Source organism: Okibacterium sp. AC114, from assembly GCF_979253355.1.
The window spans coordinates 2358013-2372852 of sequence record NZ_CEEDBR010000001.1 but is presented as its reverse complement, the minus strand read 5'-3'; the positions used below and the strand labels follow the sequence as shown (position 1 = coordinate 2372852).

At 68.1% G+C, this 14840-nt stretch carries 14 protein-coding genes; 11 read left to right on the top strand and 3 right to left on the bottom strand.

From position 1 onward, the window contains the following. Positions 1 to 156 precede the first annotated feature (156 nt). From ACZ6IE_RS10980 to ACZ6IE_RS10970, 3 genes are all read left to right on the top strand, one after another. A complete protein-coding gene (locus tag ACZ6IE_RS10980; protein WP_464607984.1) occupies positions 157 to 804 on the top strand; it encodes a thymidine kinase in 648 nt (215 codons plus the stop codon). Further along, the gene (locus ACZ6IE_RS10975; protein ID WP_464607983.1) at positions 801 to 998 is read left to right on the top strand and encodes a hypothetical protein; all 198 of its coding nucleotides are present in this window, start codon (positions 801 to 803) and stop codon (positions 996 to 998) included. The genes ACZ6IE_RS10980 and ACZ6IE_RS10975 overlap by 4 nt, the downstream gene beginning before the upstream one ends. A 281-nt stretch (positions 999 to 1279) precedes the next feature. Continuing rightward, positions 1280 to 2362, top strand: a complete 1083-nt coding sequence (locus ACZ6IE_RS10970; RefSeq protein WP_464607982.1) for a hypothetical protein — start codon at positions 1280 to 1282, stop codon at positions 2360 to 2362. Positions 2363 to 2459: 97 nt separating this feature from the next. Here the strand turns inward: ACZ6IE_RS10970 and ACZ6IE_RS10965 are convergent, their stop codons facing one another. Together ACZ6IE_RS10965 and ACZ6IE_RS10960 are read right to left on the bottom strand one after the other, a co-directional pair. After that, positions 2460 to 3512, bottom strand: a complete 1053-nt coding sequence (locus ACZ6IE_RS10965) for an ABC transporter ATP-binding protein (protein ID WP_464607981.1) — start codon at positions 3510 to 3512, stop codon at positions 2460 to 2462. After that, entirely contained in the window at positions 3509 to 4543 is a 1035-nt protein-coding gene (locus ACZ6IE_RS10960; RefSeq protein ID WP_464607980.1) for an ABC transporter ATP-binding protein, read from the bottom strand. Before ACZ6IE_RS10960 ends, ACZ6IE_RS10965 begins: the two co-directional genes overlap by 4 nt. Positions 4544 to 4720: 177 nt before the next feature. Between ACZ6IE_RS10960 and ACZ6IE_RS10955 the strand changes: the two genes are divergently transcribed. The 7 genes from ACZ6IE_RS10955 to ACZ6IE_RS10925 all read left to right on the top strand — a co-directional run bounded on the left by ACZ6IE_RS10955 (position 4721) and on the right by ACZ6IE_RS10925 (position 12921). Continuing rightward, entirely contained in the window at positions 4721 to 5929 is a 1209-nt protein-coding gene (locus tag ACZ6IE_RS10955; RefSeq protein WP_077055161.1) for a dipeptidase, read from the top strand. Then, on the top strand, positions 5930 to 7546 hold the full coding sequence (locus ACZ6IE_RS10950; protein WP_464607979.1) for an ABC transporter substrate-binding protein: 1617 nt from the start codon (positions 5930 to 5932) through the stop codon (positions 7544 to 7546). Positions 7547 to 7643: 97 nt separating this feature from the next. Next, entirely contained in the window at positions 7644 to 8606 is a 963-nt protein-coding gene (locus ACZ6IE_RS10945; RefSeq protein WP_077055163.1) for an ABC transporter permease, read from the top strand. 20 nt (positions 8607 to 8626) lie between these two features. Further along, a complete protein-coding gene (locus ACZ6IE_RS10940; RefSeq protein WP_464607978.1) occupies positions 8627 to 9640 on the top strand; it encodes an ABC transporter permease in 1014 nt (337 codons plus the stop codon). A gap of 2 nt (positions 9641 to 9642) precedes the next feature. Beyond that, a complete protein-coding gene (locus ACZ6IE_RS10935; RefSeq protein ID WP_464607977.1) occupies positions 9643 to 10848 on the top strand; it encodes a M24 family metallopeptidase in 1206 nt (401 codons plus the stop codon). Positions 10849 to 10915: 67 nt separating this feature from the next. Further along, positions 10916 to 11863 (top strand): alpha/beta fold hydrolase, encoded by a 948-nt coding sequence (locus ACZ6IE_RS10930; RefSeq protein ID WP_464607976.1) that lies wholly within the window; start codon positions 10916 to 10918, stop codon positions 11861 to 11863. Next, on the top strand, positions 11758 to 12921 hold the full coding sequence (locus tag ACZ6IE_RS10925) for an Lrp/AsnC family transcriptional regulator (RefSeq protein ID WP_464607975.1): 1164 nt from the start codon (positions 11758 to 11760) through the stop codon (positions 12919 to 12921). The genes ACZ6IE_RS10930 and ACZ6IE_RS10925 overlap by 106 nt, the downstream gene beginning before the upstream one ends. A 111-nt stretch (positions 12922 to 13032) precedes the next feature. On the opposite strand, the gene ACZ6IE_RS10920 is transcribed toward ACZ6IE_RS10925, so the two are convergent. Continuing rightward, entirely contained in the window at positions 13033 to 13977 is a 945-nt protein-coding gene (locus ACZ6IE_RS10920; RefSeq protein WP_464607974.1) for an NAD-dependent epimerase/dehydratase family protein, read from the bottom strand. A gap of 136 nt (positions 13978 to 14113) precedes the next feature. Here ACZ6IE_RS10920 and ACZ6IE_RS10915 point away from each other — a divergent pair, with 136 nt between their 5' ends. Next, positions 14114 to 14839, top strand: a complete 726-nt coding sequence (locus ACZ6IE_RS10915; RefSeq protein WP_464607973.1) for a TetR/AcrR family transcriptional regulator — start codon at positions 14114 to 14116, stop codon at positions 14837 to 14839. Position 14840: the final 1 nt, after the last annotated feature.

The following is a 14840-nucleotide window of genomic DNA, read 5'->3' as shown; positions in this document are numbered from 1 at the left end:
CCGGACGGCAGCGGTCGTCCGGGCCTCCTGTCGTCGGGGCGCGGTCGTGTGGCACCGTTGCCGAGACGCTGTCGCCGCGGCGCCGTTGCCGGGGTGCCGTCGCCCGGGCGGCGTCGCACGTTTCGGCCGCCTGGCGCCGCCGACTAGGCTTTCCGCGTGGCAAAACTCTACTTCCGCTATGGCGCGATGAACTCGGGCAAGTCGACGGCGCTCCTGCAGGCGGCCTACAACTATGAGGAGCGCGGTCACAGCGTGCTGCTCGCGAAGCCCGCCGTCGACACGAAGGGTGACCGCCACATCCAGAGCCGCCTGGGTGTCGCGCGCGAGGTGGACTACGTCATAACGGGTGCCGACGACTCGTATGAGCTCTTCCAGCGCCATCGCGCCGAGCGGCTCGCGGCCGACAAGCTCGACGTCAGCTGCCTGCTGGTCGACGAGGCTCAATTCTTGACCGATGCTCAGGTGGACGGGCTGTTGCGCATCGCGTTGCTCGAGGGCATCCCCGTTCTGGCCTACGGCATCCGCACCGATTTTCTGACCGTGGCCTTTCCCGGCAGTCGGCGGTTGCTCGAGGTGGCGCACAGCCTCGAAGAGTTGAAAACCATCTGTCGCTGCGGCCGCAAGGCGATCTTCAACGGCCGCCTCATCGGCGACCGGTTCACCTTCGATGGCGACCAGGTGGCGATCGACGGTGAAGAGGTCGGCTACGAGTCGCTCTGCGGGGTCTGCTATCTCCAGGAATCCGGTGGTGTGCTGGGCGCGGGCCGTTCCTCCCGGCAGGCCGATGACCGGGATGCCTCGTGAGCGGCTCGCCGGGACGGCCGTTCATCGGCACGATCCTGTGCGGGGTGGCGGCCGTGATCTTCGCGAGTCTCGCGGCGCTGTCGTTCACGGGCGGCGACGCGGGAACGGGCGTGCTCTATCTCGTCCTGACGGCGTTGTGGGTGGGCATGGCGGCCGTCTTGCAACGTCGACGCGGCGGCAACCGACGCCGCTAGTCGCCTCGACGCATCACAGCGACGGAACGTTCTCCCCAACCGGGACGGTCGGGGATTGCCCACCGATGGACGCGACACGCCGATCCAGGCGCAGCGATATGCATCGATTCTGAGTGCCACCCGGGCGGGGGCCCCTCGTCCGAGGGCCGAGAATGCGCCGCACAGCGCCGGTCTCGGTCCGCTCAAGCCGACGGAGCGTCGAGTTCTGCCAGCAACGCCCCCGCGAGCGGTGGGAGGAGTTTGCCATTCTGGAATTCCACTCACCGATCAAGGGATCCATCATGCAGCTGTCATATTCGGCCACCCCCGCCGCTCGCGCCGCGGGCCTCCGTCGGCGCCAGATCGGCCTCCTCACCGCCGCGGTCGCAGCCGGCGTCGCACTGTCGGCCTTCGGGGCGTCCGCCGCCTTCGCCGACGACGCCACCGGCGTCACCGTGAACTCGACGACGTCGGCGACGCTGTCTCTCGGCTCGGGGGCCACGGCGAACCTCACGCTCTCGGGCACGGCCGAACGCTACTTCATGACCGACGCCGCGCAGGACCAGTTCACCTACCTCGGCACGGCAAGCCAATACGACCTCGACGGGCCGTTCGCGTCCGCCCTCGGCGCCAAGGTGCAGACAGTGACCGACTGCCCCGGCGACACGACCACCTGCGCGCCCGGCCGTCTCGTCATCGAGCTGAGCGAACCCATGACCGATGTGAAGGTGCACCTGTCCGATCTCGGATCGCGCGGGCCCATCATCACGGGTCAGCCGACCGCCTTCTTCAGCGACGCCTACCGCCTGGTGTCCTCGCAACCGGCCGGAGCCACCGTCACACCCTCGGCCGGTGCCTCGTTCACGACCGACGCGTCGGGTGCCGTCTGGGGCTTGAACAGCCCGTGCAACGAAACGCCCGGCGCCGGATGCGGCTCCCTCGTCGTCTCGTCGCCGACGCCCATCACGCGGCTCGAGTTCGAGGTGGCGCTGCGCACCGTTTCGCCCATCGCGAGCGACAGCAACGACAACACCATCATCTCGGTCTCGGGAACGACCGTGCCGAAGCCGACCCCGACGCCCACCCCGACGGCGCCGCAGCCGACGACGCCCGCGACCCCCGTGGTGACGCCGACCGATCCCGCCACCCCGACGGCCGGCCCGACGCCCATCGCACCCGTGCCGTCGGCGTCGGTGACGCCCACGACGACTCCCGCGGCCGTCGTCCCCGGTAAACCGACCGGCGCCAAGCCCGCGGGCTCGGGCCTGGCCAACACGGGAGCCGAGGCATCCGTGTTGCCGGTCGTGGCCGGTTCGGCACTCGCGGCCGGTCTCGCGTTCGTCGGAATCGCCGCGTTCCGCCGCCGCCGCGCCGACCGCGCATAGGTAAGACCGGGGCATGACCCCGTGACAGAAGGGCGTCGGATGACATCATCCGGCGCCCTTCTTATGTGCGGGCCCGAGACCCCCGACGTGGCGCAACTCAGCCGGCCGCCGACAGCTCGGCGACCGCCCGCTCGGCGTGGTGGCACGCGACGGTGCGCGGGGCGCCCTCGGGGAACTCGCGTCGCAGCGGCACATCGGTGCGGCATTCGTCGGTCGCCAACCAGCAGCGCGGGTTGAAGCGGCATCCCGTCGGCGGGTTCACGGGCGACGGCGGCTCGCCCTGCAACACGCGGCGGCGGGCCAGGCGACCTCGGTCGGCACGATCGAGCGTGGGCGAGGCCGACAGCAGGGCCTGCGTGTAGGGATGCGAGGGCTGGTCATAGATCGTGGCCGTGTCGCCCTCTTCGGCGATGCGCCCGAGATACATGACGGCCACGCGGTCGGCGATGTGCCGCACCACCGACAGGTCGTGCGCGATGAACAGGATCGAGACGCCGAGCCGCGTCTGCAGATCGCCCAGCAGGTTGATCACCTGCGCCTGCACCGACACGTCGAGCGCCGAGACGGGCTCGTCGCACACGAGCACGTCGGGGTCGAGTGCGAGCGCCCGGGCGATGCCGATGCGCTGCCGCTGACCACCCGAGAACTGGTGCGGAAAACGGCTCATCATGCTGGGCGCGAGCCCGACGAGTTCGAGCAGCTCGGCCACGCGTTCGCGGCGCGAGGCGGCCGTGCCCGTGCGTGTGGCGGCAAGGGGCTCGGCGATCAGGTCGGCCACGGTCATGCGCGGGTCGAGCGACGTGTAGGGATCTTGGAAGATCATCTGCACGCCGCGCCGCAGCAGCCGCCGGTCGCGCACGCGCCCCGCCGTCACATCGTCGCCGTGGTAGCGCAGGGTGCCGCCATCCGGTTTCTCGAGGCCCACGAGCATGCGGGCGAGCGTGGACTTGCCGCAGCCCGATTCGCCCACGATGCCGAGCGTCTCGCCGGCCCGCAACGTCAGGCTCACGCCATCCACGGCCGAGACGTGTCGCGGTTTCAGGCGGCTGCCGCCCGAGAACGTGCGCACCAGATCGGATGCCTCGAGCACGACTTCTGGCTCGGTGCGCGTCGGTCCGAGCTCGATGAGGGGTGAAGAAATGTCGCTCATGACAGGGCTCCCGTCAGCAGTTCGTCGCTTCGGTGGCAGGCGGCCGCACGGCCCGGTGCCACATCGGCGAGAGGGGGTCTGGTCGTGCGGCACACGTCGACCGCGAAGAGGCAACGCGTGTGGAACGAGCATCCGGTCGGCACCTGACCGGGGCTCGGCGGCGACCCGGGAATGGTGAGCAACCGCCCGCCGCGCAGGCTCGCCTGCGGCACCGAACGCAGCAGGGCCTCAGTGTAGGGGTGGGCCGGCCGGGCCAGCACGGTGTCGGCGTCGCCGCGTTCGACGACGCGCCCGGCATACATGACGGCCAGGCGGTCGGCGACCTCGGTGACGACGCCCAGGTCGTGCGTGATCAGCAAAATGCCCATGCCGAGCTCGGAACGCAACCGGTCGAGCAGGTCGAGGATCTGCGCCTGCACCGTGACGTCGAGGGCCGTGGTGGGCTCGTCGGCGATGAGTAGTTCGGGTTCGAGGGCGATGGCCATGGCGATGAGGATGCGCTGACGCATGCCGCCCGAGAACTGGTGGGGGTAGTCGTCCACGCGCTGTTGGGGTGCCGGGATGCCCACGAGCCCGAGCAGTTCGACCGCCGACGCCTTGGCCTGTTTGCGCGTGGCGCCACGGTGCACGCGGAAGAGCTCGCCGATCTGGTCGCCGATCGACAGCACGGGGTTGAGGGCCGAGAGCGCGTCCTGCAGCACGAGGCTCATGCGCTCGCCCCGCAACCGGCGCCGTTGCTCGGGCGTGATGGCGAGCAGGTCGGTGTCGCCGAGGGTCAGCGTGTCGGCACTGACGCGCGTGTGCTCGTCGACGAGGCCCATGATGGCGCGCGCCGTGACCGATTTGCCCGAACCCGATTCGCCGAGCAGGGCCACGACCTCACCGCGTCGGATGTCGAGGCCCACGTCGCGCACGGCCGGAATGTCGTCGGGGCCGCCCGTGAAACTGACGCTCAGGCCGTCGACGCGCAGGACGACGGGTGGGGCGAGCGTCGCCCGAGCCGTTGATGCGTTGTTCTCTGAGATGTCCACAAATTCATAATGTCACGCCAAAAGCGCCGAAATGTTTCAAATTGGTAAACACTGCGCCGGATATCTTCGATTTTATTGACACCAGCGCCGGTCGTAACCGACAGTGGGGGCTAGGACGCCGAGAACAGTCGGTGCACACCGCCGCTCGCGGCATCGCAATCGTTAGGAGAACCACGCGTGCTTGAACCCTCTGAGCGCTACACCGGCTACACCGCCTACGACTACCTCGAAGCCGGCAAGGACTACCGCCACTTCGACTACGCCAAGCAGATCGGGCGCGTGCCCGAATACACCGGCCTCGACCTGTCCGATGCCGAGAAGGAACGCACGACGAAGCTGTTGCGCGAAGAGACCGTCATCTCGCTGCACGACCACGTGCAGGTGTTCCCCGAAGACATGACGCAGCTGCGCGACCACATCCGCCAGGGCCGCGAACCCACGGGCTATGAGGGCCTCTCGCGTTCGGGCATCACGGCCGTCTTCGACAACGGCATGGACGGCACGTGCTGCATCTCGAGCGACGCCGGCTGGAAGTACCAGGATGTGCTGTTCGACCTCGGCGTGCGCATGGCCGACCTCGCGCACCAGGACTTCGTCATCAAGGGCGAGACCATCAAGGACATCGAGTACGCCGCCGCGACGGGCCGCATCGCCCACGTCTTCGCGCTCGAGGCATCCACCATGATCGAGAACGAGGTCGACCGGCTCGACGTGCTCTACGGTTTCGGCGTGCGTCAGATGGGCATCGCCTACTCCGAGGCCAACACGCTCGGCTCGGGCCTGAAGGAACGCGGCGACGGCGGCCTGACCTACTTCGGCGAGCGCGCCGTCGAGCGCATGAACAAGCTCGGCATCGCCATCGACGTGTCCCACTCGGGCGACGTCACGGCCGTCGACGCCATCAAGGCCTCGAAGAAGCCCGTCTTCATCACGCACGCCGGCGCCCGCGCCGTCTGGCCCACCAACCGCATGAAGACCGACGAGACCATCGTCGAATGCGCCAAGCGTGGCGGCGTGATCGGCCTCGAAGCCGCACCCCACACGACGCTGTCTCCGAAGCATCCCCGCCACTCGATCGAGTCGGTCATGGATCACTTCGAGTACTGCGTCGACCTCGTCGGCCTCGAGCATGTGAGCTTCGGGCCCGACACGCTGTTCGGCGACCACGTCGGACTGCACGATGCCTTCAGCTCCAACCTGTCCCTCGGGCAGGCCCACGGCGCTGTCGAATACGAGAAGGTCGCCTATGTCGACGGTCTCGAGAACCCGGCCGAAGAGTTCTTCAACATCATCGGCTGGTTGGTCAAACACGGTTATTCCGATGACGAAATCCGCGCCGTCGTCGGTGGAAACACTCTGCGGGTACTGAAGGAGGTTTGGGTCTAAATGAAAAAAACTACGCGAATCGCCGCGGTGGCCGCCCTGGCCGCATCGGCACTCGCACTCAGCGCGTGCGCCCCGAGCGCCCCGCCAGAAGCCGGCGGGGGAGAGGCGACGGCGTCGAGCGAGACGCTCACCATCGCCACCACCACCGACGTCGTGAACTACAACCCGCTCATCGGCAACAGCCGCAGCGACTACTGGATCACGAACCTGATGTACCCCCACCTGTTGTCGATCGCCGACGACGGAACGAAGGAAGCCCAGGTGGCGACCAAGTGGGGTTATGTCGACGAGACCACGGGTTACTACGAGATCCGCGACGACCTGTCGTGGTCCGACGGCGAGAAGCTGACGGCCGAAGACGTGGCCTGGACCATGAACGCCGTCAAGCAGGATCAGCCCTCTGGCACGTTCTACGGTCAGCTCGCCAACTTCGAGTCGGCCGAGGCCGTTTCTGACACGCGGGTCGAAATCAAGCTCACGCAGCCCGACTCCTCGATCGTCGAAGAGATCGGCTTCTGGGGCAACGTCGTGCCGCAGCACGTCTTCGAGAAGGCCGACTCGGTCGCGAACTTCCCGAACGACGGCAGCGACGGCGGCTGGGTCTCGGCCGGTCCCTACGTGCTCACCGACGTGCAGGTCGGCCAGAGCTATTCGATGGACCGCGTCGACGACTACCCGCTCGTCGAGGGTGGCACCCCGTCATCCGCCAAGGTCGTCTACCGCGTGTTCCCCGATATCAACACCGAGATCCTGGCGTTGCAGTCGGGCGAGGTGGATGTCATCGCCAACGCGCTGCCCCCGGCGCAGGTGAAGACGCTGCAGAACACGCCCGGCATCGAGGTGGAGGAGTCGGTGGGTCTCGGTTATGCCCACATGACCTACAACATGACGAAGCCCGACCTGGCCAAGGTCGAGGTGCGTCAGGCCCTCGCGCACGCCGTGGACTATGACGCTATTCGCAAGGTCGTGCTGCAGGATCAGGCCGTGTCGACGGGTTCGAGCCCGCTCATGCCCGTGCTGGCCGACTACTACGACAAGTCGATCAAGGAGTACACCTTCGACACGGACCTGTCGCGTGAGCTCATGGAGAAGGCCGGTTACACGGCCGACGGTTCGGGTATGTTCCCCGTGTCGTTCCGCCTGATCTACTCGTTGCAGGACTCGGTGACGAGCCAGTGGGCCACCCTCGTCAAGGATTCGGCCGCGAAGGCCGGCATCACGATCGAGCTGCAGGGCACCGAGCGCAACACCTACCTGGCACAGACGAACGCCGGCGACTTCGACATCTATGCGGGCAACTTCGCCATCATGGATGACCCGGTCACCAACATGACGCTCGCCTACCTGCCGGACGGTGCCATCAACTACAGCTACGTCGACGACCCCGAGCTGAACGAACTCATCACGACCGCATCGGCCACCACCGATAAGGACGAGAAGATCAAGCTCATGCAAGAGGCCGCCGCCATCGTCAACGAGAACGTGTACGACAACATCATGTACACGCAGAACCTCTACTTCGCGCACAGCGACAAGTGGACCGGGTTCGTCTCGAAGCCGAGTGAGTTGCTGTCGATCGTCAACCCGATCAGCGTGGCATCCGCTCACCTGAAGTAACGAGCAGAGCGGCATCCGCCCGAGCCCCAAACCGGGCGGATGCCGCCTCCACGCGTTTTTCCTCGCTCCACCTCTTCTCTGGAAAGGGCCGCGCCTCGTGTCTCTGTGGTCATTCGTCCTCCGCCGCTTCGGCCGAGGAATCCTCACGATCTGGTTCGCCGTGACCGTGACGTTCCTGCTGCTGCGCCTGCTGCCCGGCGACCCGGCGCTCGCCGTCGCCAGCCCGAACATGACCGACGAGGCCCGCGAGGCCCTGCTCACGCAATACGGCCTCAACCAGCCCCTCATCGTGCAATACGGCCTCTACCTCTGGCAGCTCGTGCAGGGCAACCTCGGCGTCTCGTTCACGCAGTCGATCCCCGTGCTCGACGTGCTCATGCAGCGCCTGCCCTGGACGCTCCTTCTCACCGGAACGGCCCTCGTCTTCACGGTTCTCGTGGGCGTGCCGCTCGGTGTCTTGGCCGCCGCCCGCCGCGGAACCGGCTGGGACCGCCTCGTGCAGATCGTCGGCGTCACGGGTCAGTCGCTCTTCGTTCCGAGCGTCGGTGTGCTGCTGCTCTTCACATTCGGGCTCACGCTCGGATGGTTCCCCATCGGCGGCGCCTACACGAACGGCACCTACGGCGGCGAGTGGTACCTGAGCGTCATTCAGCACCTGGTGTTGCCAGCGACATCCCTCGTCCTCATCCAGCTCGGCTCGTATGTGTTGACCATGCGCTCGACCCTGATCGACGCCCTGGGCGAGGACTACACGACCCTGGCCCACGCCAACGGCATGCCGCCCCGCCGCGTGCTCTGGAAGCACGCTCTGCGGAACGCCCTGCTGCCCACCACGACACTCATCGGCCTGCAGCTCGGATTCCTCGTCGGCGGCGCCGTGCTCACCGAGACCGTGTTCGCCTACCCGGGCATCGGACGCGGCATCTTCGAGGCCGTCACGCAGCTCGACTTCCCTGTTCTACAGGGAGCGTTCCTCATGTTGGCGCTCACCGTCGTGGTCATCAACATGCTCACCGACCTCGTCTACGGACTCCTCGACCCCCGGGTGAAAACCTCATGAGCGCGATGAAAGGCGAGCGGATGTCTTCTCCCACCGACTCTTCCACCGGAACCGAACCCGGCGCGGGCATCGACCCCGCCGAGACCGCTGCCGCGACCGACGCTGCGACCGGTCAGCCGGCCGACGCGAGCGAGAACGCGGAGCGCGACCGCGCCGCCGTCGCCTCGACGGGCGCCGAACCCGTCGCGACGGAGAGCCTGCGCGCCAGCGCCGCGACCTGGCGGGCCTTCCGCAAGGAGCCCCTCGGCCTGCTCGCGCTCGCCGTCATGGCGATCCTCGTCTTCGTGGCCGTCGCCGCGCCGCTGCTCGCGCCCTACCCGGGCAGCTACGGCGACACCGTGCTCGAGGGCCCCACCGGCGCCCACTGGTTCGGCACCGACTCGCTCGGCCGTGACGTCTTCGGCGAGGTCATCTGGGGCACGCAGCAGAGCCTGCTCGTGGCCGTGCTCGCGAGCCTCATCGCCATCGCCGTCGGCACGCTCGTGGCGGTCATCGGCGCCTACTTCCGCAAGCTCGATGGCCCCATCTCGGTGCTCGTCGACCTCATGCTGTCGCTGCCCGTCCTGCCCCTCATGATCCTCATCGCGGCGCTCGTCGGGCCGTCGACCACGACGATCATCCTCGTCGTCGCGGCGTTCTCGTGGCCCGAGGTGACCCGCATCGTGCGCTCGCAGGCCCTGACGGTGGTGGGCCTGCCCTATGTCGACGCGGCGCGTTTGATGACGACATCCCCGGCGTGGATCATCACGAAACACATCATCCCGGCTGTGACCCCCGTCATCGTCGTGTCGGTCGTCGTCACCGCCTCGCGCGCCGTGCTCTCGGCGGCCGGGCTCGCGTTCCTCGGCCTCGGCGACCCGAACACGTGGTCGTGGGGCCGCATCCTCTATGAGGCGCAGCAGTCGGGCGCCATGTCGAGCGCCTGGTGGCTCACGCTGTTCCCCTCGCTCGCCATCCTCGCGCTCGTGCTCTCGGCCACGCTGCTGTCGATCGCCTACAACGACGCGCGCAACCCCAAGTCCCGCCGGAGGTAGACATGGTTTTCACACAACGCCTCGGCTCTGAATTCTTCGAAACCGTGCAGCGGGGCGTCATCGAGCGCCTGCACGAGGCCGGGCTCGATGCCGTCGTCACGGCTGATCCCGAGGATGTCGCCTACCTCACGGGCTTCTTCCACCACCCGGGCGAGCGGCCCGTGGTCGTGTGGCTCGAGGCATCCGGTCGGTGCGTGCTGCTGCTGCCCGCGCTCGAGCGCGAACACGCCGAAAGCCAATCCGCGCACGCCGAGTTGGTCGACTACCCCGAGTTTCCGGGCGTCGTCAGCCCGTGGGATGTCTTGGCCGAGCGTGTGCGACCCGCGACGGTCTCGTCATCCTCCGCCGCCCCGTCTTTCCGGGTCGGCCACTCGACCACCATCTCGTATGAGCGGCTCGTCGCGGCCACGCGGGCCTTCTCGTTCGCGCAGCTCGAACCCACCGATGTGATCCTGCGCTCACGTTTCATCAAGCAGCCCGGCGAGGTCGAGTTGCACCGCGAGGCCGCGCGCATCACCGACCGCATGCTCGACGCGGGCGTGCGGCTCGTGCGCGACGCCGTCGTGGCGGGTGGCCAGATGCCGAGCGAGGCCGAGCTGGCGGCGCACGTCGGTCGCATCGGCACGGGCATCATGTACGACGAGCACGCGGATGTCGTGGTGGGCTCGTTCCTGGCCGGCGGCCTCGTCTATTCGGGCGCCAACAGTTCGAAACCTCACGGTTTGCCCTCGAGTTATCGCCTGCGACCCGGAGACACCTTCATGTTGTCGCTCGGCTGCGCCGTGGGCGGGCGTTTCGTCGAGGGGGAGCGCACGTTCGTGATGGGCGAGCCCACGGCATCCCAGATCCGCTATCACGACGCCATCTACGAGGCGCAGAAGCGTGGCCGCGAGACCATCCGGGCCGGGCTCGAGTGCCGCGAGGCCAACGAGCTGTGCCTCGACGTGATCCGCGACGCCGGGCTCGGCGAGTACATCCTGCACCGGCAGGGTCACGGCATCGGGCTCGGCATGCACGAGCCGCCGTGGCTCGAGGCGGGCGATGCCACGGTGCTCGAGGCCGGCATGGTCGTCTCGAACGAACCGGGCATCTATGTCACGGGGCACGCGGGCTACCGCATCTCGGACAGCATGCTCGTCACGGCCGAGGGGGCCGAACCCCTCACCTCCTTCCCGCGGCGGCTCGACGATTGCCTCATCGAGCTGTGATGGGCACCGAACGCACCGAACGCACCGAGCGCACCGAGCGCACCGAACGTCGACAGAAAGGTCAGCGATGACATCCGAAACCGTTTCCCCCGAATTCGCCCGCGCCACGAGCGAAGCCCAGATGGTCGAGATCAACGGCAACCGTCTGGCCGTCGAGGTGCTAGGGCCAGAGGGTGCGCCCGTCATCCTCACCCACCACGGCGCGCCGGGCCTCGGCTCGCGGGCCGAACCGCGCGCGAGCTTCGGGCGCCTGGCCGACGAGTACCGCGTCATCGTGTTCGACGCGCGCGGCTCGGGCCAGAGCGAGGGCAACGGCGAGTTCTCCCACGAGCAGTGGGCGGCCGACCTCGACGCGCTGCGCGAATGGGCGGGCGTCGAGCAGGTCGTCATGGCGGGCGGCTCCTACGGCGGTTTCATGTCGATGGAGTACGCCATCCGCTACCCGCACCGCGTCGCCGCCATGGTGCTGCGCGACACGGCCGCCGACAACAGCCACTCCGAGCTGTCGCGCGCCAACGCGCTCGCCAGCGACCGGGTGACGGTCGACATGGAGAAGTTCGACCGCATCGACGAGGGTCGCGTGCGCGACAACGACGATCTGCGCGACTGCTGGCGCGAAATTCTGCCCCTCTACGACTTCGAATACGACCCCGCGGCCGTGGAACGCAAGGTCGAGGCCACGCCGTATCGATACGAAGCGCACAATTACGCCTTCTCGCACAACCTTCCGCACTACGATCTGAAAGAGGCGCTGCCGGGGGTGACGGCGCCGACGCTCATCACGGTAGGTCGCACCGACTGGATCACGCCGGTATCGTGCAGTGAGACGATCGATCGGCTGATTCCCGACAGCACGTTGAGAATCTTCGAGAAGTCGGGGCATTCACCCCAGATCGAGGAGGCGGAAGCATGGACCGACGAGGTGCGCACGTTCCTGCACCGGGTCTACCCGCCGACGACGACGCCCGCGACCGGCCCGAGCGACACGCCGAACCCGACCCCGACGGCGCCGTAGGGCAGCCGAACGTGTCGGTGAAAATGCTCGACGAGCTGACCGAGCTCGATCGCCGCATCATCGTGGCGTTGCAACACGACGGCCGGGCCAGCTGGCGCGCCATCGCCGAGATGGTGGGCGGCACGGTCGCCACGGTCACGCGGCGCGGGCAGCAGTTGCTCAGCTCGGGTGTCGCGCGCATCGCGGTGCTGCCGGCGCTCGGTTCAGAGGGTCCCGTCGACGCGTTCCTCGTGCGCATCAACTGCGCCCCCGGCACGCAGTTGCAGGTGGCTGAAGAATTGGTCGGGCATCCGGATGTGCGCTTCATCACGCTCGTGACGGGCGGCTATGACCTGATCGCCGAGCTCGTGGTGCACGGTGGTTCGACGCACTACCCCCAGATCATCCAGCAGTTGCAGTCCATCCGCGGCGTGGAGCGGTGGCGCAGCGACCTCATCATGCACGTCTACAAGGTGAGCTACGACTGGAGCCGGCAGCTGTTCGCCAGCACCATGAAGCTGCCCGAGTCGGCGGCCGAATCGCTCGCGCAGGTCGACGCCGGGGTGTGCGACCCGACCCACTTCGACGACCAAGACCGAGCCATCCTCACCGCTTTGCGCGACGACGGCCGCCTCACGTTCAAGTCGGTGGCCGACGGCCTGGGCATGAACGAGTCGAGCGTGCGTCGCCGTTTCGAACGCATGCGGCAGCTCGGATGCATGGACACCCTCACGCTCGTGCCCGCCTCTGCCCTCGGCATGGGCGCCGAGACGCTGCTCACCGTGAACGTGGCACCAGGCCAGCTCGAGGCTGTTGCCCAGGCCCTGCGTGCCTATCCCGCCGTGCGTTATCTCGCGGCGACGCTCGACCAGAACTCGCTGTTCTGCGAGGTCATCACGCCGTCGACCGAAGATCTCTACAGCTTCATCACGTCGTCGCTGTCGACGCTCGAGGGTGTGCTCGGTTGGAACGCCGCCATGGAGCTGCTGTTCCTGAAGCGCGGTTTCGTCGAGACGCCGTGGTGGCGGGCGCAGGTCGGCCTGCCCGCGCGTCGCGGCGCCTCGACGACGTCGGCGTAGCGGCTCGGCCGCCGATCGATCGGTCGAGCGGCACCGCCGGCCCACGGCACAGTCGTCTCTGACCGGGCGATCGTGCTGCGTGCCGGCTCTCTTGCTGGTGTGCTTGTCGCCTTAGGCGGCAGCCGCGGTTTCGCGCGCCCGCTGCTGCGCGAACGCGACAGCCGCTTCGAGAGCCTCCTTCTCGGGCGTCGCGGCAACGCCCAGCGTGCGTTCGGTGACGGTCGAATCGACGAGGAACGGTTCGTTGAACTGGTAGGCCATCTTGCGAAGTTCCCTCATGAAGGGGTTGGTCGCGGCGGCCAGGGCCAGCCCGATGGGCGGGATGTCCCGCGTGCGACCCGTCGAACCGGCGATGGCGTTGATGCGCGCGGCGAGTTCGGTGCGGGGCGGCTCGGACGAGTTGGGGGCGAGCCAGGGACGGCCCCATGCGACATCCGATCGCGCCGCCGTCACGAGGGTCTCGGCGAAATCGGGCAGGTAGGTCCAGCTGTGCGGCTGACGTGTTCGCCCGACCTGCCACGCGGTCTTGCCGGCCAACAGCGGGTCGAAGAAACGCGCGCCGATGTGGGCCGAGGCCGTCGGGGCGGCGCCGAAGTAGTCGCTGCCGCGCACCTCGGTGGCCCGCACGTCGCCGCGATCGTTGGCCTCTTTCAGGCGCTGCCACATCTCGGCGCGCACGCGGCCCTTCATCTCGGTCGAGGCGAGCGGCGCGTCTTCGGTCATGCGGGCGGTCATCGGCCCGTAGCCGTAGAGGTTGCCCGTCATGACGATGTCGGCGCCCGTCGCGCGCGCGGCCTCGAGGATGGCGTCGGTGATCGCCGGCCAGATCGTCGCCCACTCGGGGTAGGGCGGGTTGGTGCACACGTAGAGGGTCTGTGCGCCGTCGAGGTGGGGGATGAGTGAGGCGGCGTCGAGCGCGTCGGCCGTCACGGCCGTGGTGCCCGGATGCGTGGTGCCCGAGCGCGTGGCCAGCGTGACGTCTTCGCCGTCCCGCAGGAGGGCGTCGGCCACATGCGTGCCGATGGGGCCGGCACCGAGGATGAGTGAGCGGGTCATGGGATGTCCTTCGTGAGGGTGATGCGGGAACGGGAGAGAGCAGTGCTCTCGGAGTGAGAGTATGCCTGAGTCGGCCGCACTGTCAAGAGCGGTGCTCTCGTTTGCGAGCAGGGCTCCGTTACGTGACACTGGGGGGATGCCTGACATCGATCGCGTCGAAGCTCCTCACGCCGCCGAACCGCCGCGCCCCCGCGCCCGGGAGCGCGCCCGCGAACGCGTCCGCAGCGAAGCTCTCGACATCGCCGCGCGTCAGCTCGCCGACGTCGGCGCAGCCGCCCTGTCGGTGCGCGCCGTGGCGCGCGAACTCGGCATGGTCTCGTCGGCCATCTACCGCTACTTCCCGAGCCGTGACGCCCTCCTGACGGCCCTCATCGTCGACGCCTACACCGAGCTCGGCGAGACCGCCGCGCGCGCCGAAGCCGCCGCCCCGCGCGACGACTACCGCGCACGTTTCGCGGCGCTCGCTCGCGGGGTGCGCGGCTGGGCGCTCGAGAACCGCCACCGCTACGCGCTCATCTACGGCTCGCCCGTGCCGGGTTACGCGGCACCGCAAGACACGGTGGCTCCGGCATCCATGGTCTCTCTGCTCATCGCGAGCGTTTTTCAGGATGCGGTGGCCGCGGGGCACCGACCGGTCGTGACCCCAGCCATGACGGCGTCGGCCGATCTGGTCGAACCCCTCAAGCGCTATTTCGAGATCGACGCCGCGGGCGAACTCGTGATGGTCGTCATCTTCGCGTTCACGAACCTCTTCGGCACGGTGTCGTTCGAGCTGTTCGGGCACCTCGACAACACGACGGGTGACGCCGACCGCTGGTTCGAGATCGTCATCGACGAGCTTGCCGGGCGCCTCGGCCTCTGAC

Excerpts from the sequence above, each read along its gene's own strand:
- ACZ6IE_RS10915 (WP_464607973.1), top strand. The coding sequence starts at position 14,114 with ATGCCTGACATCGATCGCGTCGAAGCTCCTCACGCCGCCGAACCGCCG.
- ACZ6IE_RS10930 (WP_464607976.1), top strand. The coding sequence starts at position 10,916 with ATGACATCCGAAACCGTTTCCCCCGAATTCGCCCGCGCCACGAGCGAA.
- ACZ6IE_RS10940 (WP_464607978.1), top strand. The coding sequence starts at position 8,627 with ATGTCTTCTCCCACCGACTCTTCCACCGGAACCGAACCCGGCGCGGGC.
- ACZ6IE_RS10965 (WP_464607981.1), bottom strand. The coding sequence starts at position 3,512 with ATGAGCGACATTTCTTCACCCCTCATCGAGCTCGGACCGACGCGCACC.
- ACZ6IE_RS10935 (WP_464607977.1), top strand. The coding sequence starts at position 9,643 with ATGGTTTTCACACAACGCCTCGGCTCTGAATTCTTCGAAACCGTGCAG.
- ACZ6IE_RS10950 (WP_464607979.1), top strand. The coding sequence starts at position 5,930 with ATGAAAAAAACTACGCGAATCGCCGCGGTGGCCGCCCTGGCCGCATCG.
- ACZ6IE_RS10970 (WP_464607982.1), top strand. The coding sequence starts at position 1,280 with ATGCAGCTGTCATATTCGGCCACCCCCGCCGCTCGCGCCGCGGGCCTC.
- ACZ6IE_RS10920 (WP_464607974.1), bottom strand. The coding sequence starts at position 13,977 with ATGACCCGCTCACTCATCCTCGGTGCCGGCCCCATCGGCACGCATGTG.
- ACZ6IE_RS10925 (WP_464607975.1), top strand. The coding sequence starts at position 11,758 with ATGGACCGACGAGGTGCGCACGTTCCTGCACCGGGTCTACCCGCCGAC.